This window comes from Sporosarcina sp. (assembly GCF_029257255.1).
Lineage (GTDB): Bacteria > Bacillota > Bacilli > Bacillales_A > Planococcaceae > Sporosarcina.
The window spans coordinates 1-24,776 of the sequence record NZ_JARICI010000054.1; the positions used below are offsets into that span (position 1 = coordinate 1).

22 protein-coding genes and 4 pseudogenes are annotated in these 24,776 nt (G+C 36.4%); 14 read left to right on the forward strand and 12 right to left on the reverse strand.

What is annotated here, in order from left to right; translation table 11 throughout:
• Window positions 1-150: 150 nt before the first annotated feature.
• The 9 genes and pseudogenes from istA (at window position 151) to Q1J64_RS11430 (ending at window position 8,746) form a co-directional block, all read left to right on the forward strand.
• The gene (istA, locus tag Q1J64_RS11390) at window positions 151-1,707 is read left to right on the forward strand and encodes an IS21 family transposase (protein WP_301109189.1); all 1,557 of its coding nucleotides are present in this window, start codon (window positions 151-153) and stop codon (window positions 1,705-1,707) included.
• Window positions 1,704-2,453 carry an IS21-like element helper ATPase IstB gene (gene istB, locus Q1J64_RS11395; protein WP_301109190.1) on the forward strand — a complete coding sequence of 250 codons (750 nt, stop codon included), beginning with the start codon at window positions 1,704-1,706 and terminating at the stop codon, window positions 2,451-2,453. The genes istA and istB (Q1J64_RS11395) overlap by 4 nt, the downstream gene beginning before the upstream one ends.
• Entirely contained in the window at window positions 2,450-2,653 is a 204-nt protein-coding gene (locus Q1J64_RS11400) for a hypothetical protein (RefSeq protein ID WP_301109191.1), read from the forward strand. The genes istB (Q1J64_RS11395) and Q1J64_RS11400 overlap by 4 nt, the downstream gene beginning before the upstream one ends.
• A gap of 109 nt (window positions 2,654-2,762) precedes the next feature.
• The gene (locus Q1J64_RS11405; protein ID WP_301109192.1) at window positions 2,763-3,152 is read left to right on the forward strand and encodes a hypothetical protein; all 390 of its coding nucleotides are present in this window, start codon (window positions 2,763-2,765) and stop codon (window positions 3,150-3,152) included.
• A gap of 134 nt (window positions 3,153-3,286) precedes the next feature.
• Window positions 3,287-3,643 carry a JAB domain-containing protein gene (locus Q1J64_RS11410; protein ID WP_301109193.1) on the forward strand — a complete coding sequence of 119 codons (357 nt, stop codon included), beginning with the start codon at window positions 3,287-3,289 and terminating at the stop codon, window positions 3,641-3,643.
• 744 nt (window positions 3,644-4,387) lie between these two features.
• A pseudogene (locus Q1J64_RS11415) lies at window positions 4,388-6,300 on the forward strand (reverse transcriptase domain-containing protein).
• Between the two features lie 117 nt (window positions 6,301-6,417).
• Window positions 6,418-6,594 carry a JAB domain-containing protein gene (locus tag Q1J64_RS11420; RefSeq protein ID WP_367183500.1) on the forward strand — a complete coding sequence of 59 codons (177 nt, stop codon included), beginning with the start codon at window positions 6,418-6,420 and terminating at the stop codon, window positions 6,592-6,594.
• A 196-nt stretch (window positions 6,595-6,790) separates the two neighbouring features.
• Complete coding sequence (locus tag Q1J64_RS11425; RefSeq protein WP_301109195.1) at window positions 6,791-7,675, forward strand: coiled-coil domain-containing protein; 885 nt, start codon at window positions 6,791-6,793, stop codon at window positions 7,673-7,675.
• Window positions 7,676-7,867: 192 nt separating this feature from the next.
• Window positions 7,868-8,746, forward strand: a complete 879-nt coding sequence (locus Q1J64_RS11430) for a type IV toxin-antitoxin system AbiEi family antitoxin domain-containing protein (protein ID WP_301109196.1) — start codon at window positions 7,868-7,870, stop codon at window positions 8,744-8,746.
• Here the strand turns inward: Q1J64_RS11430 and Q1J64_RS11435 are convergent.
• The 6 genes from Q1J64_RS11435 to Q1J64_RS11460 all read right to left on the reverse strand — a co-directional run bounded on the left by Q1J64_RS11435 (window position 8,743) and on the right by Q1J64_RS11460 (window position 15,041).
• Window positions 8,743-9,639: a nucleotidyl transferase AbiEii/AbiGii toxin family protein gene (locus Q1J64_RS11435; protein WP_301109197.1), complete on the reverse strand. Its 897-nt coding sequence runs from the start codon at window positions 9,637-9,639 to the stop codon at window positions 8,743-8,745. The genes Q1J64_RS11430 and Q1J64_RS11435 overlap by 4 nt on opposite strands.
• Window positions 9,640-9,757: 118 nt before the next feature.
• Complete coding sequence (locus tag Q1J64_RS11440; RefSeq protein WP_301109198.1) at window positions 9,758-10,330, reverse strand: recombinase family protein; 573 nt, start codon at window positions 10,328-10,330, stop codon at window positions 9,758-9,760.
• 235 nt (window positions 10,331-10,565) lie between these two features.
• Window positions 10,566-11,816 (reverse strand): MFS transporter, encoded by a 1,251-nt coding sequence (locus tag Q1J64_RS11445; RefSeq protein ID WP_301109199.1) that lies wholly within the window; start codon window positions 11,814-11,816, stop codon window positions 10,566-10,568.
• A gap of 21 nt (window positions 11,817-11,837) precedes the next feature.
• A complete protein-coding gene (locus tag Q1J64_RS11450) occupies window positions 11,838-12,485 on the reverse strand; it encodes a histidine phosphatase family protein (protein WP_301109200.1) in 648 nt (215 codons plus the stop codon).
• 14 nt (window positions 12,486-12,499) lie between these two features.
• Window positions 12,500-13,714 carry an ATP-grasp domain-containing protein gene (locus tag Q1J64_RS11455; protein WP_301109201.1) on the reverse strand — a complete coding sequence of 405 codons (1,215 nt, stop codon included), beginning with the start codon at window positions 13,712-13,714 and terminating at the stop codon, window positions 12,500-12,502.
• Window positions 13,715-13,796: 82 nt separating this feature from the next.
• Window positions 13,797-15,041: an ATP-grasp domain-containing protein gene (locus Q1J64_RS11460; protein ID WP_301109202.1), complete on the reverse strand. Its 1,245-nt coding sequence runs from the start codon at window positions 15,039-15,041 to the stop codon at window positions 13,797-13,799.
• Between the two features lie 561 nt (window positions 15,042-15,602).
• Between Q1J64_RS11460 and Q1J64_RS11465 the strand changes: the two genes are divergently transcribed.
• Genes Q1J64_RS11465 through Q1J64_RS11475 form a run of 3 tightly spaced genes read left to right on the forward strand, consistent with a single transcriptional unit; the run spans window position 15,603 to window position 19,005 of the window.
• Entirely contained in the window at window positions 15,603-17,378 is a 1,776-nt protein-coding gene (locus Q1J64_RS11465) for a hypothetical protein (protein ID WP_301109203.1), read from the forward strand.
• 4 nt (window positions 17,379-17,382) lie between these two features.
• Window positions 17,383-17,781 carry a GNAT family N-acetyltransferase gene (locus Q1J64_RS11470; protein WP_301109204.1) on the forward strand — a complete coding sequence of 133 codons (399 nt, stop codon included), beginning with the start codon at window positions 17,383-17,385 and terminating at the stop codon, window positions 17,779-17,781.
• Window positions 17,782-17,814: 33 nt separating this feature from the next.
• Window positions 17,815-19,005, forward strand: coding sequence for an ATP-grasp domain-containing protein (locus Q1J64_RS11475; protein WP_301109205.1), 1,191 nt, complete (start codon window positions 17,815-17,817; stop codon window positions 19,003-19,005).
• Window positions 19,006-19,849: 844 nt separating this feature from the next.
• Here the strand turns inward: Q1J64_RS11475 and istB (Q1J64_RS11480) are convergent.
• The 3 genes and pseudogenes from istB (Q1J64_RS11480) to Q1J64_RS16790 all read right to left on the reverse strand — a co-directional run.
• Window positions 19,850-20,519: pseudogene (gene istB, locus Q1J64_RS11480) on the reverse strand (IS21-like element helper ATPase IstB).
• Window positions 20,520-20,580: 61 nt separating this feature from the next.
• Complete coding sequence (locus Q1J64_RS11485) at window positions 20,581-20,955, reverse strand: hypothetical protein (protein WP_301109206.1); 375 nt, start codon at window positions 20,953-20,955, stop codon at window positions 20,581-20,583.
• Between the two features lie 60 nt (window positions 20,956-21,015).
• A pseudogene (locus Q1J64_RS16790) lies at window positions 21,016-21,219 on the reverse strand (Mu transposase domain-containing protein); the annotation flags it as partial.
• A 32-nt stretch (window positions 21,220-21,251) separates the two neighbouring features.
• Between Q1J64_RS16790 and Q1J64_RS11490 the strand changes: the two are divergent.
• Window positions 21,252-21,539: pseudogene (locus tag Q1J64_RS11490) on the forward strand (IS3 family transposase); the annotation flags it as partial.
• Window positions 21,540-21,637: 98 nt separating this feature from the next.
• Here the strand turns inward: Q1J64_RS11490 and Q1J64_RS11495 are convergent.
• A complete protein-coding gene (locus Q1J64_RS11495) occupies window positions 21,638-22,030 on the reverse strand; it encodes a hypothetical protein (protein WP_301109207.1) in 393 nt (130 codons plus the stop codon).
• Entirely contained in the window at window positions 22,023-22,829 is an 807-nt protein-coding gene (locus Q1J64_RS11500) for an AAA family ATPase (protein ID WP_301109208.1), read from the reverse strand. The genes Q1J64_RS11495 and Q1J64_RS11500 overlap by 8 nt, the downstream gene beginning before the upstream one ends.
• A gap of 211 nt (window positions 22,830-23,040) precedes the next feature.
• Here Q1J64_RS11500 and Q1J64_RS11505 point away from each other — a divergent pair, with 211 nt between their 5' ends.
• The gene (locus tag Q1J64_RS11505; RefSeq protein ID WP_301109209.1) at window positions 23,041-23,685 is read left to right on the forward strand and encodes a hypothetical protein; all 645 of its coding nucleotides are present in this window, start codon (window positions 23,041-23,043) and stop codon (window positions 23,683-23,685) included.
• Between the two features lie 252 nt (window positions 23,686-23,937).
• Here the strand turns inward: Q1J64_RS11505 and Q1J64_RS11510 are convergent, their stop codons facing one another.
• Complete coding sequence (locus Q1J64_RS11510) at window positions 23,938-24,465, reverse strand: hypothetical protein (RefSeq protein WP_301109210.1); 528 nt, start codon at window positions 24,463-24,465, stop codon at window positions 23,938-23,940.
• Window positions 24,466-24,776 lie beyond the last annotated feature (311 nt).

Here is a 24,776-nt window from a genome sequence, read left to right on the forward strand (position 1 = left end):
TGAATATAGCCACTGCATTGTCCCACCTTTGCCATGTTTCTGGCCCACCAATGACAAGATTTTGTTCCACCTCTGCCATGCACAGGACCACCCTCCTTTATACTTGAGATGCACCTAATGGTGCAAATCAAAAATAAAGGAGGTTTTTTTGTGATTAAATATCGGGAAATCTTGAGGCTCCATGCCCAGGAGATTAGCCAAAGGGGCATTGCCTCAAGTACTTCAAACTCTAGGACAACGATACGGGAGGTGGTGAAAAGGGCTGAAGAACGCAACATTAGCTGGCCATTGGAGGAAGAATTTACGGATCATGACTTACAAGAGATGTTGTTTCCAGAGAAACATGCCTCTAATGATTTTAGACGAAAACCGGACTGTGACTACATTCATAAAGAACTGGCAAAGCCGGGCGTTAATTTAACTCTCTTATGGGAGGAATATTCTCTTAGCTGTAGGTCAAATGAAGAAATCCCATATAGCTATCGTCAGTTCTGCAGGATCTATCATGACTATGCCCGCAAAACGAAAGCGACCATGCGTATTAAGCGTAAACCAGGAGAGCTTTTGGAAGTTGATTGGGCGGGGCAAACAATGTCAATAAGAGATCATCTAACCGGCGAAGATATCCCAGTATACATTTTTGTTTCTGCCCTTCCGTGCAGCCAATACGCTTATGTAGAAGGTTTTCTTTCGATGAATGCAGAGTCATGGATCACGGCTCATATTCATGCATTTAAGTTTTATGGAGGGGTTCCAAGAATCATTGTTCCTGACAATCTGAAGACAGGTGTAGTAAAGGCTTCAAAGTATGAACCAATCATTCACGCGGGCTATCAGGAGATGGCTGAGCATTATCACACGACGATTGTGCCTGCGCGCGTTCGTCACCCAAAAGATAAGGCGAGCGCTGAAAGTACAGTAGGTCATATTTCAACATGGATTATCGCTTCACTTCGAAACCAAGAGTTTTTCAGTTTAGGAGAGTTAAATGACGCGGTTCATGAGAAGCTAGAGGAATTTAACCACAAACCTTTTCAAAAGAAGCAAGGAAGCAGACACACGGCATTTAAAGAAGAAGAACACTTCGCATTAACACCGTTGCCTGCTTCAACATACGAAATCGCAACTTGGCGAATTGCGACCGTACAATATGATTATCACATAGTGGTGGATAAAATGTCTTACTCTGTTCCATATGATTATGTAAAGTACGAGGTTGATATTCGAGTCACAAGAACCATTGTGGAAGTATTTTATAAAGGCTTACGAATCGCTTCGCACAAAAAACTGAAAGGAAAACCAGGACAATCCAATACATTGTCTGATCACATGCCTAAGGAACATAAGCAATACATTGATTTTGACCCTTCATATGTACGCCAATGGGGAAAGACTGCTGGTCCTAATATCTTGATCACCATTAATAGTATTTTAGCTTCTTATCGTGTTGAAAAACAAGCACTGAAGTCCTGCTTGGGGCTAATTAAGTTGTCAGACACGTATTCAGTAGAACGGTTAGAAAAAGCATGTGAGCGTGCACTGAGATATACAAGTAGACCTACACTTAAAAGCATTCAGACAATGCTTAAAAACGGACAGGATAAACTCCCTGTCATAATTGAAGAAGAAAGTGATCGAAAAGAAGTTAAATCCAACCCTTACGGTTTTACACGAGGGGCAGACTATTATGGGGGTAAGAACCAATGACAACTGAAAACACTTTATCCAAACTAAATGATATGAGAATGGCAGCGATGGCTGAGGGATATATGGATCAATTGAAAAACCCGGAATATCAGGACCTATCGTTTGAGGATCGTTTCGCAATGCTTGTTGATATTGAGTGGGGACGCAGAAAGAATGCCAAGCTCGATCGCCTTATCAAAGGTGCAGAGTTCCGAGATAGCCAGGCATGCATAGAAGATATAGAATATCACGCTGACCGAAAGCTCGATAAAACTCAAATTCTAAGATTAGCAACTGGAAGGTATATTCAAGAGAAACATAATATCATCATTAAAGGTGCATCAGGAAACGGAAAAACTTACCTAGCATGCGCTTTTGGTGTCGCTGCTTGTCGTCAGTTTTATAAAGTGCGATATATACGCCTTCCGGATTTATTGGATGAACTCGCAGTAGCCAGGGGTGAAGGCATTTACCGCAAGGTAATTAAAAAATACACAAAGGTAGATTTATTGATCCTTGATGAATGGCTTTTAACGCCACTAAAAGAAACCGAATCCAGAGATCTTTTAGAAATCGTTGAATCAAGATATCAAGTTGCCTCCACAATATTCTGTTCCCAGTTTGATCCACGTGGCTGGCATGAAAAGATTGGCGAAGGTACGTTGGCTGATGCCATTCTTGATCGAATTGTACACGGCTCCTATCATATGATGCTTGATGGTGATGTTTCAATGCGTGAACGTCATGGATTGGAGGGTTCTTTATGATTCCTGAAGAAGTGGAGAATCGTATTGCGAAGTATTTCTTTCATAATTATCTACCAGATGAAATCATGTATGAACTTGTAGACCTGCTTATCCCGCAGTGTTTGAATGTAGAGGATGAAAATGACTTAGACCAAGATGGACTAGTCACTGAAGCAGTGTTAATCCTACGGGATCGATTGGATGGAAAAAGTATGAAATAACTAAAGGCAGCCATCGAAAATTTGGTTCGATGGCTGTTTTAGGAATAATTTGCGTGGATTCCCCTATGGCAAGGGTGGAACAATTCAATGTCAGAAGTGGGCCAAAAACATGGCAAGAGTGGAACAATCGCATGGCTGTAGTCATGTCGCTTTGGCATTAAACGTTCCGATAATCACTCGCTGTAAAGACCGTGAAACAGCGAGTAGATTCCTGGATCGTTTACGGCAAGCCGTCATACCAAACGAGGCGAAGTTCAAGACCTACATGTTAAAAGGAAGGGAATGCATCCGCATTCCCTTTTATCATGAGCATTTTTTCGATTTCTTTCGCCATACGCCCAAGCAGGTGGACCGTCTGCTTGGGCTTTGCCATTTGCGTTCAACAATCGGCAATGAGCGTGGCAGATTCTGCCTACCACGCTCCTATCCGTGTTTCACCTCAAAAAGCAAGGATCGTCAAAACTTTTTGTTGAAAACGCTACGCTACAAAAACTTTTGAGCTATTGCAGGCAATTCCTTGCTTTTTGATTGCTGCAAATAGCTACATGGCATAGCCAAGAAATCGGAAAAAATTCAGCCTTCCGACTTCGTGATTGCGGCTAAAGCAATCGAAAAAACAAAGGAGGAATTACCATGACAAAAGAAATTGAAAAAAATCTAGAGTTACAGCCTATTTATGAGATTGTGAGAATCAAGGCCGAGCGTCGCAAGTTGCCGAAAAAATATCTTTCTGAGAACTTAGCAGATTATAAAGTACGCACCCCTGAAGATTTTGCTCATATTGCGATGAAATTTATTGGTAATGAGGACAGAGAAGTATTCCTTGTGGCTTGTCTCTCCGTAAAAAATGAAATACAAGGTTTGCACCGTTGCCATATTGGCACCTTAAATTCAAGCCTTGTATCACCACGAGAAGTATTTAAAACAGCGTTTTTGCAAAATGCAGCAAGTATCATAATTGCGCATAATCATCGTGCGACACGTTCGTAACTGAAAAGGTTACGCACGCTGTCTGAAGGTCAATCGACCAAAAGAGAGTCGTGAACTCTTAACTTGATAGGTAGAATGATAGGGTAACGCCTTGAAATGCCTACTCTGATACTCCGACATGCGCTATTTGAATGTGTAAAAGAATAGGGTGTGAAGCTCGGTGAAGTCGGCTGAAAGTTGTCGTAGTGCTAGGTTAACTAGTAACCGAAACCTAACTAGAGGTAGTTAGTGCGACTGATAGGCCGGGAGTCGTGAAAAACTTAATATGGTGAGAATGTGGTAAAACACTGACGAACTAGCGAACGAAATGTCTGTAAGTGTGGCTACTTAGAAATGAGTGGGCTTGATGAAAATTCAAGTGCGTTCCGTGGGCGAGTACCTATGGTGGTTTCGAAAGCTCCATGCATCGTTACAGGCGATGGAGAGGACGCCAGGCAAGAGCTAGCACCTAAGTTAAGATTATGGATAGAGTTAAGGGAACGTGGAAAGCTATCAACATGGAGAGTACACACTCAATGAAGTGGCAGGGAGGAAAGGATTCGTCCATAACTTCCTTTTGTGATAGTGAGAGTAGAGGCATGAGCGTTGAAGTTTCTGTAATGGAAATGGAGCAACAGCCTCAAGTCGTTTAGTGAACTTTATTTCAACTCAATCACCTCAAGGATTCTCGTATGACTAAAAAGGTCACGAGCCGAGTTTGGAGCGTGATAGACCTTGAAAGAAAATTATAAGAAAATCCCTAGAATGAAAAACACAAGGTTGCGGCATGCAGAGTATTACGGCATGACAGAAACCTTCGATATGCTGTTTGCAAAGAGTAAAGAAAATCAAAAGTTGACGAACCTAATGTCTATTATTACTTCAGACGATAATATCTTACTCGCTTATCGTAATATTAAGCGGAATAACGGAAGTGCAACGGCTGGAGAAGATAGAGTCACAATTTATGACATTGAAAAGCTAAGCACATATAAATTTATTGAAATTGTGAAGAAAAGATTCGCCCATTACAATCCTCGAAAAGTAAGACGCGTGGAAATACCAAAACCAAACGGGAAAACTAGACCACTGGGAATCCCGTCCATGTGGGATCGTGTAGCACAACAATGTATTTTACAAGTGTTAGAGCCTATATGTGAGGCTAAGTTTTACAAACACAGTTTTGGTTTTAGGCCAACCAAATCAGCGGAGCATGCAATTTCAGCATGTGCTGTTCGGATAAGCAGAAGTAAAATGCAGTACGTGGTGGATGTGGATATCAAAGGGTTCTTTGATGAAGTGAAACATTCAAAACTGATGCGGCAAATATGGACAATGGGCATCCAAGACAAACAATTGCTTGTCATACTTCGGAGAATGCTAAAAGCGCCTATTGTTTTACCGAATGGAAAAACTGTCTATCCGACGAAAGGGACACCGCAAGGTGGAATACTATCCCCCTTGTTCGCTAACAAGGTGGAATACTATCCCCCTTGTTAGCGAACATCAATTTGAACGAATTTGATTGGTGGATTGCAAATCAGTGGGAAAGTAAAAAGTGTCATTCAATCAATGACCACCTTATTAAGAAAACTGGGTTGTATAGCCATCAATACAGGTATAGAAAATTAAGAGAAACTTCTTCACTTAAAGAAATGTACATTGTTCGCTATGCAGACGACTTTAAGATCTTTACGACAACACGTTCCAACGCCGAAAAGATTTTTCAGGCAAGTAAAATGTGGCTTGAAGAGCGATTAAGCTTGCCTATCTCAGAAGAGAAATCCCAAATCACGAATCTTAAAAAGAATCGTAGTGAATTTTTAGGATTTGAACTGAAAATGGAACGCAAAGGCTATGACCGCTTGAAACGTAAACGATATGTTTGTCAGTCCTATATAGCGGAAAAAGCGCGTAAGAGGATTAAAGGACAGCTCAAAGATCAAATCAAACTCATGCAAAAAGCAGCAAATGGAAACGATTTAATCAAGAACATTCGAATCTACAATAGTATGGTAATTGGTATTCATAATTATTATCAGATTGCGACACAGGTAAACGATAGTTTAATGCCAATACAATACCAATTAACAATTGTAGAACGTCACCGATTAAAACAGTTTTCACTTCGTAAACAAACAGGCTATCCGATTAATGACCAGGGGTTAAAACCTTATTTAAAATCAAAAATGACAAGATATATCAATGGATATCCACTTATCCCGATTGGTTTCATAAAAACCAGGACAGCATTACTACCGAAAAATGGCGTCAATAAGTTTACTGTTGAGGGACGTGAACTGATGCATAAAGAACAACAGTCAGTCCCAAACTGGCAAGTTCAATGGATTAGAAAACATCCTGTCATTAACGAACGGGCATCGATAGAGTTTAATGATAATCGAATATCGTTGTTCCTTGCGCAAAAGGGAAAATGTGCTGTATCGGGAGAAGAGTTAATTCTAACGGAAATGGATTGTCACCATAAACAATTATGGAGTCTGACAAAAGATGATAGGTATTCCAATCTGGTATTGATTACCAGAGATGTTCATCGACTGATTCATGTCACAGAAAAAGATACAATCCGCATGTATCTTGAACATTTGAATTTAAATGGGGAGCAAATGAAAAAGCTTAATAAACTTCGGGTCTTAATTGGTAACGAAGAGCTGTAAAACTAGGGAAATCGAATAATAAAACAAGATTGAGGAAAATGAAATAGTTGACGAACGATGGAATGCCGTGTGCGATGAAAGTTGCATGCACGGTGTGGAGCAGGGGAAAAGGTGAAGATGACTTCAAATCCTTACCTATTGCTATCGAGCCAGGACACTACACCGAGCCGAGAGGATATAGAGGTTACAAAGCGTTTGTGTGAGGTAGGGGAGTTATTAGGAGTAAGTGTTCTTGATCATTTAATTGTAGGTGAAAACAGTTATTTATCGCTGAAAGATAAGGGATATATGTAAAACCAAAATGGCGAAAGGCGTACGTCATGTACGTCTTTTGCTCATAAAAATGAAAAAATCGCGCCACCTTGCCGGCAAGGTGGCGAATTATAAAATTGATTAAACAGAAAAATTATTATATAATTAGTTAACATAAAAAAACCGAGTTAACCTTTGTTTCAAAGATAATTAAAGGTTAACAAATGGAGGAAATAAAATGGCTGATAAAACTTTTGGCGTGAAAGTTAGCGAGGAAATGTATGAAAAAGTTCGAGAAGTTATTGAAACAAGTGGGACAAGCAGTAAAGAATGGTTTGAACGTGCCATTGCCCTGTACGAAATGAATGCCATTAAGCAAGGATCGTCCGATTATACACAGGATTTAACGGAACTGGAGCATCATACGACACGCATGTATGAACTCATTGTCAATATGATTCAACGTTCTGTTCATTTAAAGGAATATGCTGTGAAGGAAGTGGCTGAGAAATTAGAAAGCAAAGAAGCCATTATCACAGATTTGCAGCAACAGAACCAACAATTGAAGATGGAAGTGGTAACAAAAACAGAAGGAATTCAAGCATTTGAAGAACAGGCGAAAGAACTTGAAGAGAAACTTCTGGCCAATCAAACGATGCTTGAAAATAATCAAGCGTTGATTAGTGAATATAAGGATAAGAACGACACGTTAAGTGGGCTTGTCACGAAGTATCAAGGATATGCAGAGGAAAATGAGGTGTTGAAAAATTCCTTTGAAATGGAGAAGACTGAGTGGAAAAAACAAGCAGGTGTTGAAAAGGCTGCATTTGAAGAAAAAGTCTCGGAGTTGTCACAGGAGAAACAAACGTTATCTGAAGAGCTACGCGTACTACGAATGGATTTTGAACAAGTGAAAGTGAACCATGACCGTGATCTATCACATCTTGCAGAGCGCAAGGAACTAGAGCGTGAAAAAGCAGTGGTGGAAGCAGAGCGTTTGCATAATGAGGAAGTGCGTAAGCTGTATGATGAAATGGCAGCCCTCCGTAGAGTGCATGAGGAAACTAAGGAGAAGATGCAGGCGGAAATAACGCAACTTCAGCAATTAATCAGTAAAAGTTGAGGTAAAGTAAAGTATTTATACTTTACTTTATCAAAAATAATGCCGTTTGTCAAGTATAAATACTCTAGAAAAGGAGAAAATATTGATATCAAAGCTTTTGTTTACTAATTCTTAAGCCTTTTTTCTTGACAAATAATTTAAATTAGTGTAATAAAGTATATATACTTTATTACAAGAATGGAGAATGAAAAATTGGCCAGACCAAACAAGTTTCAAATTATGAATTTATTTAAGTCTGACATTTCAAAAATACTCCAGGGAACAAAGTATAAAATATTTTCCGAAGGTCATTTGGCAGACATTTTAGAAGAGAATCGAGATGATTGGAAATTACCATCTTCCGCTTCTGTTGAGGATTTAATTTACTTTCTGTTAAACGTGAAAATTATTGAGCTAATAGAACTAAACTTTCCAACAAATATAATCAAAAGATATGTATTTTTCGGAAATGAACCTTCCATATATGAACTTGCATGCTCTTTACATGAAAAAGCTTATATTTCACATTACACGGCAGCCTTTTATCACGGACTGACAGATAATATTGTAAAAGCAGTATATGTCAATCAAGAACAATCACTTAAAAAAGAGAATGAATGGAAACCAACACAAGAAGCAGTTGATAATGCTTTTTCAAAACCAATGAGGTCAACTAATAGAAAAACTATTTACAAAGGCCAAAAAATTCATTGGATAAACGGAAAAAATACAGGCCAATTAGGCGTTTTGGAAGAAGACGGAATACGAGTAACAAACATTGAGCGAACACTTATTGATTTAGCTGTTCGGCCAGAGTATGGAGGTGGCGTTCATGAAATATTGGCAATGTATGAAAATGCAAAGGATCATGTATCAGTCAATAAAATGTATTCTTATCTAAAGAAGTTAAAATATACTTATCCTTATCATCAAAGTGTGGGTTTTTATCTAGAAAAGGCTGGATATAAAGAGAGTTCTTTGCGTTTGCTAGAACGTTTTCCGATAGAGCTAAATTTTTATCTTGATTATGAACTAACAGATAAATCTTTTTCAGAACGATGGAAACTTTATTATCCAGCTTATCTAAGTTAGATGCTTTTTTCGTGGAGTGGAGAAATTAAATCCACAACATATTGATAGTAAAAGGCAAAGGGATGTAACGCTTCTTTGTCTTTTACTGTATCTTCAACTGCTGAAAAGGAAGAAGCATGAAAGGATTCAATAGCAGGTTCTTGAATCTTTTTTAGTAAATCTAATGGAACTTTTTTAATTTCAAAAAAGTTGCGTAGCATTTCAATATTCTCTCCAGAAGTAATATCCAATTCTGGATCTAGCTGCGTGATAACCATATAAATATCGTAGAAGTCTCTTGGACGTGGGCTAATACTTGACTTCATAATAGCTTGATATTCAGGCATTTGCTGACAAATAGCTCGAATTTTTTCGAACACTATCATTCGAGGAGTATAAACTTTAATTACGTAATCCTCAAATTCTGTTTCCTCACTTGCTTCAACAAATTCATATTTGCTAATATCTATTTTTAATACTTTTTTTGAACCAGCGACAGCGATAGATGATTTTCGCATCTTTTCAATATTCATATTTAACTCATCAGCTTTTGTTGACGAAATTACTTTGAATTCTACAGCATAACCACCCCAACGTTCATCAATAACTTGTAGTTTCTTATTCGGTCGATGGCTCATTTTAAAATCGAATACATGGTAATGCTCGTCTTTAAATGTACGAACCATACTGTCATGGATTTTCTTTTCTACTGCTTCGACTGACCAACCGAGTTTTTCGAAATCCTGTGCTAAAGATACATCGATATCCATTGAGGCGCGTGAATGCAATTTATACGCCAGCTCCAGGGCATTTCCACCTTTTAACACGAACAAATCCATCAAATCATCGTCCGCAAAGAGACCGATGATTGTAAGCTTCCTAAGCTGCTCTAGTTCTTTATTTAATTGCCCCATGAGTTTCATCCTTTACTATAAGACGTACAAGTATAATTATCCCACAAATACACCATAAATCCGAAGTAGATATTGTATCAGCCTTCATTGAACTCTTTATTTCTCTTCATTATATACTTTATTGAGGATTTTCTTTTAAAACTTTATAAATCGTGCTACGTCCAATCCCATATTCTTTCGCGATATCTGAGGCACTTTCGCCACTGTTAAACAACTTTACAATACGGCGTTTCGTATCCGGATCAATGGCAGGACGTCCTCCGATGCGCCCACGTTTACGGGCAGCCTCCAGCCCAGCTTTTGTCCGCTGTCGGATAATATCGCGCTCAAATTCAGCAAAGACTGCAAGCATCCCGAACATGGCACGTCCAGTTGGAGTAGTTGTATCAAAGCTATCCTGAATACTAACAAAATCCACCTGTCGCTTGGCCATCTCGTCTGTTAATTGATAGAGCTCCTTAGTGCTTCGAGCAAGCCGGTCTAGTTTGTAGACAACAAAACGATCGCCAGGAGCAGCAGCTTTAAGGGCATAATTTAATTCGGTACGATCAGTTTTCCGTGTTGAAATTTTCTCAACATATAAAAGGAGATCCATATCTTGCTCCTTGGCATACTTTTCAATAGAAATCTTTTGAAGGTCCAAATTTTGATCTTCGGTACTGACACGCGCATAGCCGATAATTCTACTCATGAAAACTCCTCCTTTTTGTCTACAATCGTACGTTTTATATAATATTCAGTATAGACGAGTAAATAGACAAAGACAATAAAAAACAACCTTCTCAAACATTGATTTGAGAAGGTTGTTTAAGTTGTCTATATAACGGTGGTTTTATAAAAAGGTCTATTATATATACATATTAATCTATTATTCCTTTGGAACACAAGACGTGTTTCTAACCTGGTTTAGTAATAGTCCAATTAAATTAAACAGGGAGCTTCTTTTCGTTTTTAACGGCTTTTACACATACTGATTTAGAATTAAGAACCAAAATTACTACAACTATTACTATAATACCTTGAAAAGAGTACAACCATCGGAGAGAAATTAAATCACCAAGATATCCCATTAAAAAATAAAGTCCAAAAGTTAAAACCGAAAAAATCGCATTAAAAGTGGAGTGTACTCTTCCTTGATAGTCTAGGGAAACGATCTGCTGCACCAATGTTAAACAAACTATTTTCACATTAACAGAAGCGCCAATAAGGAAAAAAAAGAGCATAGCAATAATTAATTTATTAGATAATGAGAATCCAATTAAACCACATGACAACATACCCATTAACAATACAACAGTCTTATTGAAGTTAAACTTGTTGTAAATATTAGGTAGAAGCAAACCTCCTAATATTGCTCCTAAAGCGAACGAAGCGTCGATATACCCAAAACCTACAGAACCAACCGCTAACACATCCTTTGCAAAAGGAGCGAGTAGTACATTAATTGTTCGTACAGTAGCTGTAATACAAAATATTAATATATACATCGGGATTATCGAAGTGTTATCTACGATATACCTAATCCCATCGGTAAGTTGGCTAAAATATTTTTTGTATCCTTTAACCTTAGATATATTGGTTGAAGGGCTTTTATATCCTTTTCTAACAAAGTTAAGAAGAAAGGAGGATACAACAAAACTCAAAGCATTAATCCACATAATATCAATAGCTGAAGAAACTGCTATTATTAAACCTGCAAAGCCCGCTCCAATTAAAGCACCAACTTGCATTGCTATAGATGTGCTAGCATTTGCAGATAACAGCATGTCTTTCTTTACGACTTCTCTAATCATTGCTGCTGCTGCAGGGGAATATATTTGATCTCCGATCGCAATCAAGATACCCATTAAATAAAGATGCCATGTTAATAAAGAACCTAAATGCCACAGTACAAAAATGGTCAATAAGATAAGTCCACGATATATATCCATTGAAATGGCTAGCCATCTTCTATCTATTTTATCCACTATAATTCCAGTTAGTGGGGAGAGAAATATACCAGGCAAAGTATAACACATTAAAAATATTGCTATAGAGGAAACTTGTCCGCTAATATCCAGTATTAGCCAACTGTTTGCTATAACTTGCATTCCTGTTCCTATATTTGAGAATAATGTACTAACTACAAAAAATAAATAAGGTCTAAATTTTAAGATCTCAAAAATATTCTGCTTCATATTTTCCTCTTATCTTAAAAATTATTGTTTTTTTAAATCAACTGGTTTTGTCAGGTTTTTTCTCATTTCTTTATTTAAATGAGGTGTTTCATTTACACTTAAAACAACAAATTGCTTGGGATCGGTAAAATCTATAATTGAGATACTTGTATTTTGGATTGAAAAAGGTTTTTTTCCTGTCCATGGGATATTTAATAATGCAGCAAAAATGGAACTAATGTATCCACCGTGAGATACGAGTAAAGCTTTTTCGCCGATTTTATGCCGATTCAGTATTAATTTCACTGAATTTAATGCTCGTTCATAAACCTTGTCTATTTGTTCAACATCCGGTAATCCAGAACTCATCCAGTCTGTATCCGCATGTTCTGGATATTTCAAAGCTATTTCGTCGTGTGTACATCCCTCAAATCTACCAAGATAAGCTTCTCGAAAAATTTTATCTTGCATTACAGGAATATCATGGTACTTCTTAATTTCATTTACTGTTTGTTCTACTCTTTTAATATCGCTAGAGTAAATACAATTAAATTGTTCATCCCTTAAATATTCAGCTAACAATTTCGCTTCTTTAATCCCACGTTCTGATAAACCGTAATTAAGTTGCCCTTGTATAATATTTTGTATGTTTGCAACTGACTCACCATGTCTTGCTATAAATAGTTTCAAATATTTCGCCTTCCTTAAATTGAATTTACATTACTTTTCCAAATACTTAGCTCATCAAACCAATCAGCAACAAGTTGAATATTATATTTGAGTTCAACTTCACTTTTACCGGTAACCACAAAAGCTGCGATTTTGTCTGAACTCATTTTTGGTCCTGTATAAGAATGGTTAAAATTTTTGTTAATCTGAGATTCTAATACAAATTCAAAAGGAACCTTATCTGGGGCGTCAATATAAGTAGCTTGTTTTGGTGGTATTAAGACAAAACCGACCAACTTTTTAGGAACAAGTTCTTGGTCATATTGTTTTCCTGTGCTGCATTGTGACTGAACCCATTTCTCAATAATATTTAAGCCAAATGCTTCATGTAGAGTTTCATTGATTTTTCCTCCACCGACTCGACTTGCAATTTCACAGAGTAATAACTCATCGTTTTCTGTATGAAAAACCTCGGCATGAAAAGCTGTATTATCGGGAGTTGGAAATTTATTAATAACATGTCCCACAAAATTTTTAAGTCGTTTTGTTAAAGGATTAGACTCTTCTAGCATATAGCTTCCAAGGTATTTCTCTTCTTTAAATGCTATACATCCATTTATATATTTCGATGGCCAATTAATAATGAATTGGCCATTTATTAACAAGCCATCTATATGGTACATATCCCCATTAATAAAACATTCAATCATTGTATTAGTCGGGATACCATTTATAAGATATTCCTTTAAATCAGTATAATTATTAATCACAGTAATCCCTATCGAGCCTGAACCGTCTATTGGCTTTAATATTACAGGGTAACCATTCTTGTTGATAAAATTCAAAATGTCAAAACTATTATTTACCTTCATATATTCAGGAACAGCTATTCCATTCATTTGGGCAAAATCCTTCATTTTAATCTTATTTCTAAACACTTCGGAACTGTTAACACCTTGGCCTTGTATTTTAAACTTTTCCCGTAGTTCACTAGACCTAATGATGTCAATTTCAGATATAGCGACAATTGTGGTAAAGTTATAAATTTTGTTAAGTTCAAGAGCTTTAATTTCTACATAACTATTAATTTCATAGTTATCAAATGGTTCAATTAAATGATAAGAACTATCTCCAAATCCTTTTTTTGTTTCACTTGAAGTCAATAAAACAATGTCATCGTCTATATTCTCAAGCCATTTTTCGTAAGGAACTTTAGAGTGTGAGGATCTATTCATGATTAAAATAGACATTAGTATGCGCCCCCCCTTTATTTCTATCCAATTTCACGCCAGCTTAATATTTTATCTTTAGTCATTTTCAATTATATCACCACTATTGTACTGTAAAGGATAGTTTTCCCACGCTGGTTTCTAAGTTATTGATTAATTCTTCATAAGAGGAATTTGTGGCAATCAGAGATGCTAAAATAGTAGAAACATTTTCGGGTGGAATATCAATAAAATCTCCAATTTCAACATTGGGAATTACATATTCTATTCCTTGTATTTCAATAGCGTTTTTAAAACCAGAAATTTCTTTAAGCGAACCTCTTTTATTGGGGTATACAAAATAAGAACCTGCATATTTCAAGGAAATCTTATCGTATTCCTCCCATTCAACTGGCAATCCCAGAGAAACTCTAATGACTTGTTCATGAAAAGATTTATTGGAAGCTAACTCTATTAGATGGGAAGAAACAAATCCACCTCCGGCTCTACCAGCACATTCCAAAATCATAACTCCTTTTGATGAAACCCTGCATTCTAAATGAAATGCCGCATCATTAATCCCTAGCGATTTTACTGCTAGTTCAGTTTTCATTTTAATTTCCTCAATTGTTTTTGAATCTTTCTTAGACGGAAAAAACGCAGCATATTCTAGAGAATGTTTATTGGTGATAAATTTATCAGTAACTCCTGCTATATAAACATGATTATTTTGAACAATCCCATCAACAGTTACTTCAGGTCCATCAATAAACTCTTCATATATATACTCGTACGGGTAATAAGTATAGACTTTATCGTCTCTAGGTGAGGTTAGCTCAAGCATGTTCTTGAAAGTGTTTTCAAGAGTATTATTATCGTCCACTTGAATAATAGCTTTACTGCCTGAGGCACCCACAGGTTTTAATATGCCGCCATAACCAAGCTCGCCCACTGCTGTTTTAAAGTCGTCTAGATTTTTTACAGAACGGAATTGAGGACATAATCCTTCAATTTTATTCATTGCCAATCTCATTTCGTATTTATTTCTTACTAACGTTGACGATTGAATGCTTATTGTAGGTAAGTCCAAGGCCTTTCCTAATTTAGCTACTAACTCTACGTCTTTATCAGACCAAGTGATAATTCCGCTTATTGTTTTTGTAGTATTGTATTTTTTAAAAAATTCTACTGTTTCAAATTGATTATATGTATCTCGTATAATTATATCTTCAAAAAGTCCCAAATCATTTTCAGGTATACTATCAGTTAATAGAATCACCTGTAATCCCATACTTTTTGCAGTGTATACTGGTTTTAATCGCTCTACTGATTGACCCCTTAAATTTACAAATAAAATATTTTTAATCATGACTACCTCCAATTTAATTTATTTAAATAGTATCAGTTCCTCAACTATATTGACGCGTATTGTAGAATTTAATGTTCGAATACTCGGAACCTTTATTGCTAATTTTACATTAAAATAAAACCCTATTCACCTTTATGAGTATTGTTTTCGAAAATTTAATGCTTTCTTAGATAAAGCCTTCCTTTCCTAAATACACTTTTAATTCTAAATTCATTATAAACTAAAATAACCAAACAGAGGTGAACTTTTAGTATTTCCTGTTCATTAAGCAATATTTGTTCATTCAAAATGTGATTCTAAATACACAATTCACGCTTTTAAAGTATGGTGTCTAAAGCTAAGCTTGATGTGACTAGACGGTCCTTGCATTTCATGTGTAATTAAACATTTTACAATCTGAATTGAATCTCTGAAAAGTGGGAGCGAAGTGAATTATTATTGATTCATTCAGGAAATGTTTCATATTCATTGTTAATTCACACAAAGTATATTTTGCTAATAGTTCAAACTAAATGTATTATTGGTATATATTAGTTTTTATTAAAAGGAGAGATAATATTCTTGTTGGAAACCAAAGGAAACAAGTCTAAAAAATTGAGTGGATTTGAATCTTTACTCGTTGAGATAACTAATAAAGCTAAAAAAACTAAATTTTTTTTGGAGGCCTTTAAATTAGTATTAACTCTTGATAATAGAATACCTATTAAAATGGCACTTAATTCACTTACTATTAAGCAAAGAGAATTATATATTCTTTTAGAGAATAATGAAAATGGATATATATTAAGACCGGAATTCGATGATAAATCTCGTTTTATAGCCTTTGGTATAAAAAAAATAGGGAGAATTATTATCCAGGATCCCTCAAAACGTTTTGATCCAGGTGATACGATAATTGGTTACATAAGGGTACCAGAGGATATATACATAAACTGGACAACGCTTTATTTACAAAGTCAGAAAATTGAAGAAAGTTTCAATCAAGAAGCCTACAGTTTCATTAGTAATCAGCCTCAAGAAAAAACAAATGAAATGCTAGACTTTATTTATAAAAATATTTATCATATTGATCCCATCATTATCTATGTGAATGAACAAATATTATCAACCTTTTATTTCGCAAGTAATCTATATAAAGATAGAAGGAATTCTCATTTAAATCTAACAAACATTGAAGGATCTACTTATTTATTAGAAAAACTATATTCTCTATCTGTTAGCGAATGGTCTCATGAAGAAATGGTTTTCGTATATTGTGCTTATTGGTTATTGAAAACAAATAATCCATCACGAATCGAAGAATTTAATGGATGTCAACTTTCGGTCAAAAGGGTTCATATATTTCTAAATAAAAAGATTAATTTATATAGTCAAAAATTAAATCTTAAAGCCGATCAGCAATATAAATCTACCATCCCAGACAAAATTGAAACACTTCAAAGTTTAGATATTAAGATATTGAGTAATTTTCAAAAATACAGGATAATGAATGGAATAAACTTGAATAAAAAAGAACTACTAATGCCTAAAATTTCACATGATAAATCAAATTTCCCTATACAACTAAACGGGTTTTTTAAGGATAATTATGGTATGGACATAGAAAACTATGATAATTCATATGATTTTTTTTACGATTGGTTATCAACACAATTTTTGTTAAACGAAAGTGATAAAGAATTAACCCCTGTTGAAGAAGTATTAAGACATTTTTGTCTCGAAGCAGTTGAGCAATTGAATGCAGATATTGCCATGACTCGCGGGGTGAGGAATTTCAAATCCCTAATAGAATTAACTAATAACGAATCGTATAATGAAATTTGTAAATGGTCTCCTAGTGATTACTATTGCTGTGTTACACCTAGTAAAAGATTACAAGAGGAACTTAAAGGAAAAGAATCTATCATTTCAAATATTTCAAAAGCTGTTAGCAGAAGGATGCAATATAACTGTTGGCATTTCATACCGGGAAACTTACCTATAGAACAAGTACCAGCAAACAGACATTTTTTCTTTCCACCTCAATTCCCTGATATTGCAGAATGGAGTGACCAACATCACCTTGGACATGTAAATTCGTCGGTTCGATTCAGCATCCGATCGCCTGAAAGTTTAAGAATTGGAAATTTCAATTATAATGGAATGATAGATCTGAGGGTAATGAGAAAATCGGGCTCTACCTTTACTATATCTGATTTAATATATTTGACGGAACTGACCAGACATTTAAAAGATTTTTGGCAAGCGATTATTGATTTTATTATAGAGAGAAACCTTGAGATAAAGGTTAGAAGTTTTGACAAAAAATATTACGAAAATAGCAGTAAAGGAGAATAAAATAATGAATATTAAGTACAAAATTAATTCAGGTATAACTCCTGAAGAACTAGCAAACGTTTTTATGTTGTCAGGTATTAAGAGACCTTACAATGATTTATCAAGACTAAAAAAAATGATTGATAATTCCGATGTCATTGTTGAGGCTTGGGTTGAACAAGAGTTAATAGGAATAGCTAGATCAATCACTGACTATAGTTATTGTGCGTATCTATCTGATTTAGCAGTCAAGCAACCTTTTCAAGGTAAGGGTATTGGAAAGGAACTATTAAAAATCACTAAAACTCAATTTGGTAAACAGGTAGCTATAATCTTGCTTTCTTCTCCAGGAGCAATGGAATTCTATCCACTTCAAGGTTACGAAAAAGTAGAAAATGGATTTAGGATACCTAGAGAGATTTAGAATAGAAAATCAAATAAAAAGGAATGTGGAAATATGAATATATACGTTTTGAATATTTTAAAAAGAGCGCAATCGAATTATAAAGAATGGCTTGGCACCGATGCAAATTTATATATACTAAGCAGGAATAAACATAAAGAACAATATAGTGATTTCGAGAATAATATTTGTTTTGAGAATTTTAATTACTCTCCTTTTCGTTATCTTCAAAAAAACATTAATTCAAATGAAGAGAATTACCTTGTAGGCACTTCGGAATATGACTTAGTGGATTTAGGTAGATTAAGGGGATTTTTTGGAATTAAAGGTCAAAAAGAAGAAAGTGCCCTAGCATTCAGAGATAAAGTAATAATGAAAGAAAAAGTTTCAAAAGTCATTAAGACCCCTAACTTTAAGAGACTGTTAAATAAATTTGAGGTTTTGGACTTTATCAATGATAATGGGTTTCCAATTGTAATTAAACCTGTAGATGGAGCTGGCTCTGTCAATACATTTGTAATATACAATTCGGAAGAATTAGATGTAGTACTTGATGAAATATGGTGTAACAATTTGATGGTAGAATCATATGTGTCGGGAGATATGTATCATATAGACGGTATTTTCTTCAACGGGAAAATTTTATTAAGCAGGCCCTCAAAATACATTAATGGTTGCTTGGCTTATCAAGAAAAGAAATACTTGGGTTCTGTTTTGTTAGACAAAGATAATCCTTTATACCATAAGTTAAATGAAAGTGTGGAAAAGATATTACAATCTATTCCGACGGATCTAGATTTTCCTACAGTATTTCATTGCGAATTATTTTACACTTTAGAAGACGAAATTGTATTTTGTGAGATTGCTAGCAGAGTAGGCGGAGGTAAAATAGTTGAAGTAATGGAAGAAGTAACAGGAATCAATTTACTTGAAGAGTGGATAAAAGGGCAGGCTGGTAAACCCATAAATTATGAAGATAAGGATTATGGATCGGGAGGATGGATTTTAATACCTCCACCGAGAGCAGGTATAGTAAAGAAAATATTGAATATTGAATTACCTGAATGGGTAATTCATCATGAAATAAAGGTTAAAGAAAGCGAAGTTTTAGGTCCTGCTAAAACAAGTATTGAGCACGCAGCTGCATTCGTTGTAAAAGGAGAAAATCAAGATGATATTGAATCTAAAATTAATAAACTAAATGATTTATTTTTGGAATCTCTTATTTACGAGGAAAATGAATAGATCATTATATAAGAGAAATACTTTTTAGATACGTCAATCTATCTAGTGAAACAAAAAGATTTGTTCGTGGAGAGTGAATCTGGCCGTTGAAAAATGCCACCTAAACTTTAAATATCTCTGCACTAGTAAAACTTTTAACAAGTAAGTATTGCAAACAGAATAAACCACGGGTTTGTATTGTTTAATAGGAACAGCCATTGAAATAGAAAACCTACTTTCATTGGCAGCTGTTCTATAAGTCTGAAATAAAAACACATCATTTAGGTATGTACGAAGAATATCCTTTGATGATGCTTACTACATGTTGCTGGAATAGTCTTTGACCAAGGCAAGTACTAATCAATCATTTTGGGATATTGATAAAAATTAAGTTTTGACAAATCGGTAAGCAGTTTCTTTAGGTATCATAGAAATCGATGAAGTTACTTTTTGCTGTGTCTGCGGGGATTAAACAAATTGCGTTTGCTCTTGCCTCCGCATCTTTAACAGAATACATCCATATTATCTTCCTATACCATCGGGATCTAATAAAAAAAACGCATGTCATTTGGGCATTTCATGACCTAGAAGAATGAGACAAATAAAAATACCTTTCTTTGAAAATAGGGTATAGAACCTTATGAAATCAATGTAGAGGTTTTTTTCTATGGGGAGGGACTAGAATCAGTTATCCAGTAGATATGAAAATGAAAGCCATAGAAATGAGAATAGCTGGTGTGCCTGTGAAGCAAGTGATGGAGGACTATCCATCCGAAATGTGACTCAGCTCAAAACATGTGTATTTGGCAAGTAGAAAATGTATGTTTCGGCAATTAATAATGTAGCTACTTGCCAACATCCTTTTCTAACTATTGAGTAATGATTCTTTATGACGGAAACTCTCTCGATTAAAGACCAGTAAATGGGAGTGATGAATCAAGCGATCGATATAAGCTTCCGTCAAAATCGGATCTCCAAATATATGATTCCATTGTCCGAACTGCAGATTGGTGGTCACGATCACACTTCGCTGTTCATAACACAGATTAAGCACCTGGAAGAGGAGCTCCGCTCCTTGCTTATGCAACGGCACGTAACCCAGTTCATCCAAGATCAATAGATCCAGGCTCTCGATCTGTTTGTACAGCTTGCCGAGCTTTCCTTTACTGTTCGCTTCCAACAGCTGATTCACCAGCTGTGCCGCTGTGTAAAACCGTACCTTTCGTCGTGCGTGATGAATCGCATTCCAGCCGCACAAGGAAGCCAGGAGGGTTTTCCCGACTCCCACACCTCCATAGAGAATCAAATTCTCTTTCCTCTCGATAAATCTCCCCGTCAATACGTCTTCTTTTGACAACTCACTGTTCGATGAATGCCATTCCAATCAAATTGCCTGCCGATATGTCCGGCAATGAAGACTGCCTGATCAATAGGTCCAGTTTCCGCTCTTCGCGCTGCTGAATTTCCTGCTCAAACAGCTTGAATAGAAATTCCTCGTGTGTTGTAGCTTCGACCTCATGATAATGCTCCCGGATCTAGCTTAGTTTTAACCGTTTCGCGTGCTCTTCAATCGTCCGTCTCATGATAACTCACCGCCTACCTGTGAAAACAGTCGGTATAATGGCTCAGCCCGCGTGTTACCGTTTCAGTAAGAGGCAGCTGTTGGGGAAGTCGCGGAAGCGACAACGTCTCTCGGATTCCACGTCCATTGACCAATTGGTAGTTGACATGCTTGATAGTCTCGGCAGATGGATGTCCGTGCTCAGAAGCCATCTTCAGCGCCTCGGTCGGCAGCTGGAAGTCTTGTCCTTTCAATAGAACAGACAACAGACTCAATGCAGCCTTCTTTTCTTCCAGTGAACAGGCTTCGATGTACGCTTTCCATTCTTCCAGCAGCTGATCATAGAACGAACTGTATTTCATTGCCGTTGGCCGTTTGGCCATAAGCGACAGATAAGGCTGCCAATTCATGGACCTCCGCTCTTCTCCGTACAAGCGAGGATGCGTGATGAGCACCTCATTCTGCTCATTCAGGATGGTCACCTCGTCGAATGATATCTTCGCAGTAACCGCCTGTCCGGCGAAACGCGGAGACGTAGAATATTGCTTCTTGTCGAGCCGAATGAAACCGTATTTGTCCGCTTTGAGAGATACGCGGCGAATACATTCATAGGCTTTTCCCGGCAGCTGTAACAGGCGTTCCTTGTCTGCCAGATACAGTTCGGCAATCGGCAGTTCCTTTTGGTAATGACGGAGCTGCCTGAGGGCATTGCGATCAAGGTTCTATCTATACGTCTTATGCCTATCAAAAAGCAGTCAAAAGAAAGGAATTAACATGAGCATGTCCCGTAAAGGCACGCCCGCTGATAATTCCCCAATTGAAACGTTTCATTCCTCGCTAAAGTCGGAAACGTTCTACCTCGATGAAATTTATCGCACCACAAATGCGTGTGTGATACAAATTGTCGAAGAATACATTGCCTATTAACAATATCCGTATTCAAACGAAACTAAACAGCCAGTCGCCAATACAATACCGACAAAAGACTGTTTAGAGCGTATTTTATTGTTGTCTAAAAAACGACGGGCAGTGTCTTTTATTGCAATCTCATCTTAAAGATAGCGTTTCCTACTTTTAATAAGCATATTTTTGTTACTTATCCTCAAAAAAAGTCTCTACCATAAAGTCAAACTGGCGTTGCTGGCGATCGGTCAGTTCATTCTTTACATAGCTATCAATCAAATTTTGAAGAATTACGTATGTCTTGTGCTCGTCCATAAAGGATCCAAGTAAATTCAGTTCACTGTGAATCAATGTAGGAACTTTTAAGCTTTTGGTACTGTTCGATTTCCCGACACCTAATTTCTTACGTGGTGTAGGTGGAGCAATCTTTGTCGTTTCAGGTTTTGCTGTAGACTTAACAGAAACAGGCTTTTCTTGCTCTGTATAGCCGAAATCCATGTCATTCTTTTTCACCGGAACGGAGGGCTGCATGATTGCTGGCTTCTTTTTCTTTTTGATTAATCCACCTTTTTCATTACTCATACTTACCGGCCTCCTCGAATTGGGACAATTTCGCTTCCAACTCGTCAATAACGTCTAAGAAAACTTGGTGGGCTTTGCGGTCATGCATATCATTATTCGTAATCCCCGTCACATCCCACGCTTTTAGCCGTTCTAGGTGTTTGATAACACTATCCATGACGTTATCATTGCCGAACATTTCTCTTGCACGTTTAAGCGTAGAAATATCGACACGTCCACCTGGTCGAAGCAGAACAGGAAGAACACCTGCGACTTGGATATCTGCATCATAGTTATCTGCCATGAATTGCAGATACTTTATATAAGTTTCAGCACCCTCTAGCGATAGCTCTTGAGCTTGCAGGATGATTAATACGTAATCAGCAGCCATCATCGCGTTATCAGAGAAGTCACTGATTGTTGGAGGGACGTCAATGAAAATATAGTCATAGTCATCCCGAATTGGATCCAGAAGCTTCTTTAAATAAGAAACTTGATCAATTTCTTCTTTTACATTGGCATATAAGAATTTCGGAAAGTTTTTAAAGGACACTTGTGCGGGTATCACATGCAGATTGTCCGTCATTTTGACGATGCATTCTTTTAACGAGCCATTTTGAAAGCCTTCGAAAATACTTGTATTGATTTCAGTGACCCCTGTGGAACGCGCAATTAATGTACTCGCATTGCCTTGTGGATCCATATCAACAAGCAATACCTTTTTATTGCGGTCAAAAGCTAACTCCCAACTCGCCATGACCGATACCTTCGTTTTCCCAACGCCACCTTTAAAGTTCCCCACCACGATTGTAATCGCCATTATTTCATCTCCTTCAAATCACGTTATCAAGTTTATAATCTATGCATCAAGTATAACTTAACAAAAAACACTTTGCAAAAAACTTCTTTGCAAATTTCTACTTTTTAATATAGAAACTTAAAAATTAATTATTGGAATAATTATAACTATAATGGATTTATATTGTTTTTTGTTTAAATTATGGTATTTCAGTATCTGAGGAGGTGTTAATGTGAAAAAAATACTTAAATTTTCACTAGTAACTATTTTACTATTATCTTTCTTGATAATGCCACAGAACACAAGAGCAGAAACTAATTTGTATGGAGAAGCTGCTTCGCAGTTGCATTACAGTGTAGAGAGTCAAGAATCTGTTGTCGAGCCATATGACAGTCTAGATAACATATTCAGAAAAAAGCAAATAAAGGAATCTTGTGGTTCACATACAAGGACTCCCATAATTGAGGAATTAGAAGAATATCAGCAACCTTATAATTCCAACATGACAAGCCAAATTAGAATAAGCAATGCAGGGTCACGGGTGGTTATGCCATTTGTTAATGGAATTCTTAATTTTGGATATTGTCATGTGTTTGAAGGTCATATGGAATTCTCGGATGGCACTAAAAGTAATAAGGTAAATGGAAAAAATCAATTTCAAAATGCTCAATATCCAGAAACTACAATGAAGATTATTATGGAAGTGATAAATGGAACTACAGAACTAATACCTGAGCAAGGGAATAAGTTTTCCAAGACAAAATACTCCAAAACTGAAAGGCAAAATGTTAAAGTCATTCTACGACGTGGAAAAGATGTGACAGCAGGAAATTATTCAGCTTACGACTGGGTAGTTGTAACAGCGTATCCAATATAATTCTCACTGTTAGATTTTTTTGCTATTAAGTATCGGTTACTCCTATCTTTATTAGGAATAATGATCTAATACATAAAAGAGCCTGTTAGATTTTTTGGCTAACAGGCTCTTTTCAGTGCGCCTTGCATGAGCGAATGACAAGGTGGCTATCGTGAGGTGGTGGGTGAAGGGAGTTGTGCGCAAAGTTCCGAACAGAAGTTAAACTCGATTTCTAATATGCTTGATATTTATTGCAGAATAAAAGTGCAGTTTTTATAATGGTGTAAGTCCTACCTCTTTCATGATAGCTTGATGATTATTTGGAAGTATATTGACATCAATGCCCGATGAATTAAGTACTTGTCTAAGCTCACGGAATAGTTTTATGTTAGGAGATATATAAGACGGATAAGATATATAGGATGTGAAAATCGAGTCAAAAGGTTTTCTTTTATCTAAGTAAAGTAAAACCCATACTAAATAATTATACAAAAGCGGGAACTCTTTTTTGATGGCTTCTCGATGAGTAAGAAACGCTTGAACGTAGTCTTCAAAAATGTATTCTTTGTCTTCGTTCCACCCTTCTCCATCCGGCGAAAAGATATTAGCTGATTGCAAGGACCAACTTCCTAATCCTCCCGCAAAAATCAGAAGAGACCATTTTCTTACTTCGGCATCTGGGTCGTCAAAGTATCGATAATAGTTATCGAAATACTCGTCTTTCCAATTAAAACCTAGATCAAAATCAGATTCGATCCCTTGCAAAATAGACTTGGCTTTATTAACTATGGTTTGGGACATATAATCTACCTCTTTTACTTGTACTAAAACTCTATAATTAGGGACCTATTGAACAACCTGAATCAAGCGATTCTCAAAATAAATTTCTTGAAGTAACTGAATTTTCTGTTCCTGTTAAAGAGATCGGTCAAAAAGTATTCCGGAGGATCTTTTCGAGTATTCTCCATATCATTTGTCTATAATCTGAATATAGCCACTGCATTGTCCCACCTTTGCCATGTTTCTGGCCCACCAATGACAAGATTTTGTTCCACCTCTGCCATGCACAGGACCACCCTCCTTTATACTTGAGATGCACCTAATGGTGCAAA

What these genes read in the sequence shown, in the direction of transcription:
- Q1J64_RS11470 (WP_301109204.1), top strand. Translation starts at nt 17,383, where the DNA reads ATGAATATTAAGTACAAAATTAATTCAGGTATAACTCCTGAAGAACTA.
- Q1J64_RS11410 (WP_301109193.1), top strand. Translation starts at nt 3,287, where the DNA reads ATGACAAAAGAAATTGAAAAAAATCTAGAGTTACAGCCTATTTATGAG.
- istB (WP_301109190.1), top strand. Translation starts at nt 1,704, where the DNA reads ATGACAACTGAAAACACTTTATCCAAACTAAATGATATGAGAATGGCA.
- Q1J64_RS11400 (WP_301109191.1), top strand. Translation starts at nt 2,450, where the DNA reads ATGATTCCTGAAGAAGTGGAGAATCGTATTGCGAAGTATTTCTTTCAT.
- Q1J64_RS11455 (WP_301109201.1), bottom strand. Translation starts at nt 13,714, where the DNA reads ATGTCTATTTTAATCATGAATAGATCCTCACACTCTAAAGTTCCTTAC.
- Q1J64_RS11425 (WP_301109195.1), top strand. Translation starts at nt 6,791, where the DNA reads ATGGCTGATAAAACTTTTGGCGTGAAAGTTAGCGAGGAAATGTATGAA.
- Q1J64_RS11485 (WP_301109206.1), bottom strand. Translation starts at nt 20,955, where the DNA reads ATGAATTGGCAGCCTTATCTGTCGCTTATGGCCAAACGGCCAACGGCA.
- Q1J64_RS11495 (WP_301109207.1), bottom strand. Translation starts at nt 22,030, where the DNA reads ATGAGTAATGAAAAAGGTGGATTAATCAAAAAGAAAAAGAAGCCAGCA.
- Q1J64_RS11460 (WP_301109202.1), bottom strand. Translation starts at nt 15,041, where the DNA reads ATGATTAAAAATATTTTATTTGTAAATTTAAGGGGTCAATCAGTAGAG.
- Q1J64_RS11405 (WP_301109192.1), top strand. Translation starts at nt 2,763, where the DNA reads ATGGCAAGAGTGGAACAATCGCATGGCTGTAGTCATGTCGCTTTGGCA.
- Q1J64_RS11500 (WP_301109208.1), bottom strand. Translation starts at nt 22,829, where the DNA reads ATGGCGATTACAATCGTGGTGGGGAACTTTAAAGGTGGCGTTGGGAAA.
- Q1J64_RS11445 (WP_301109199.1), bottom strand. Translation starts at nt 11,816, where the DNA reads ATGAAGCAGAATATTTTTGAGATCTTAAAATTTAGACCTTATTTATTT.
- Q1J64_RS11420 (WP_367183500.1), top strand. Translation starts at nt 6,418, where the DNA reads ATGACTTCAAATCCTTACCTATTGCTATCGAGCCAGGACACTACACCG.
- Q1J64_RS11440 (WP_301109198.1), bottom strand. Translation starts at nt 10,330, where the DNA reads ATGAGTAGAATTATCGGCTATGCGCGTGTCAGTACCGAAGATCAAAAT.
- Q1J64_RS11510 (WP_301109210.1), bottom strand. Translation starts at nt 24,465, where the DNA reads ATGTCCCAAACCATAGTTAATAAAGCCAAGTCTATTTTGCAAGGGATC.
- Q1J64_RS11435 (WP_301109197.1), bottom strand. Translation starts at nt 9,639, where the DNA reads ATGGGGCAATTAAATAAAGAACTAGAGCAGCTTAGGAAGCTTACAATC.
- Q1J64_RS11475 (WP_301109205.1), top strand. Translation starts at nt 17,815, where the DNA reads ATGAATATATACGTTTTGAATATTTTAAAAAGAGCGCAATCGAATTAT.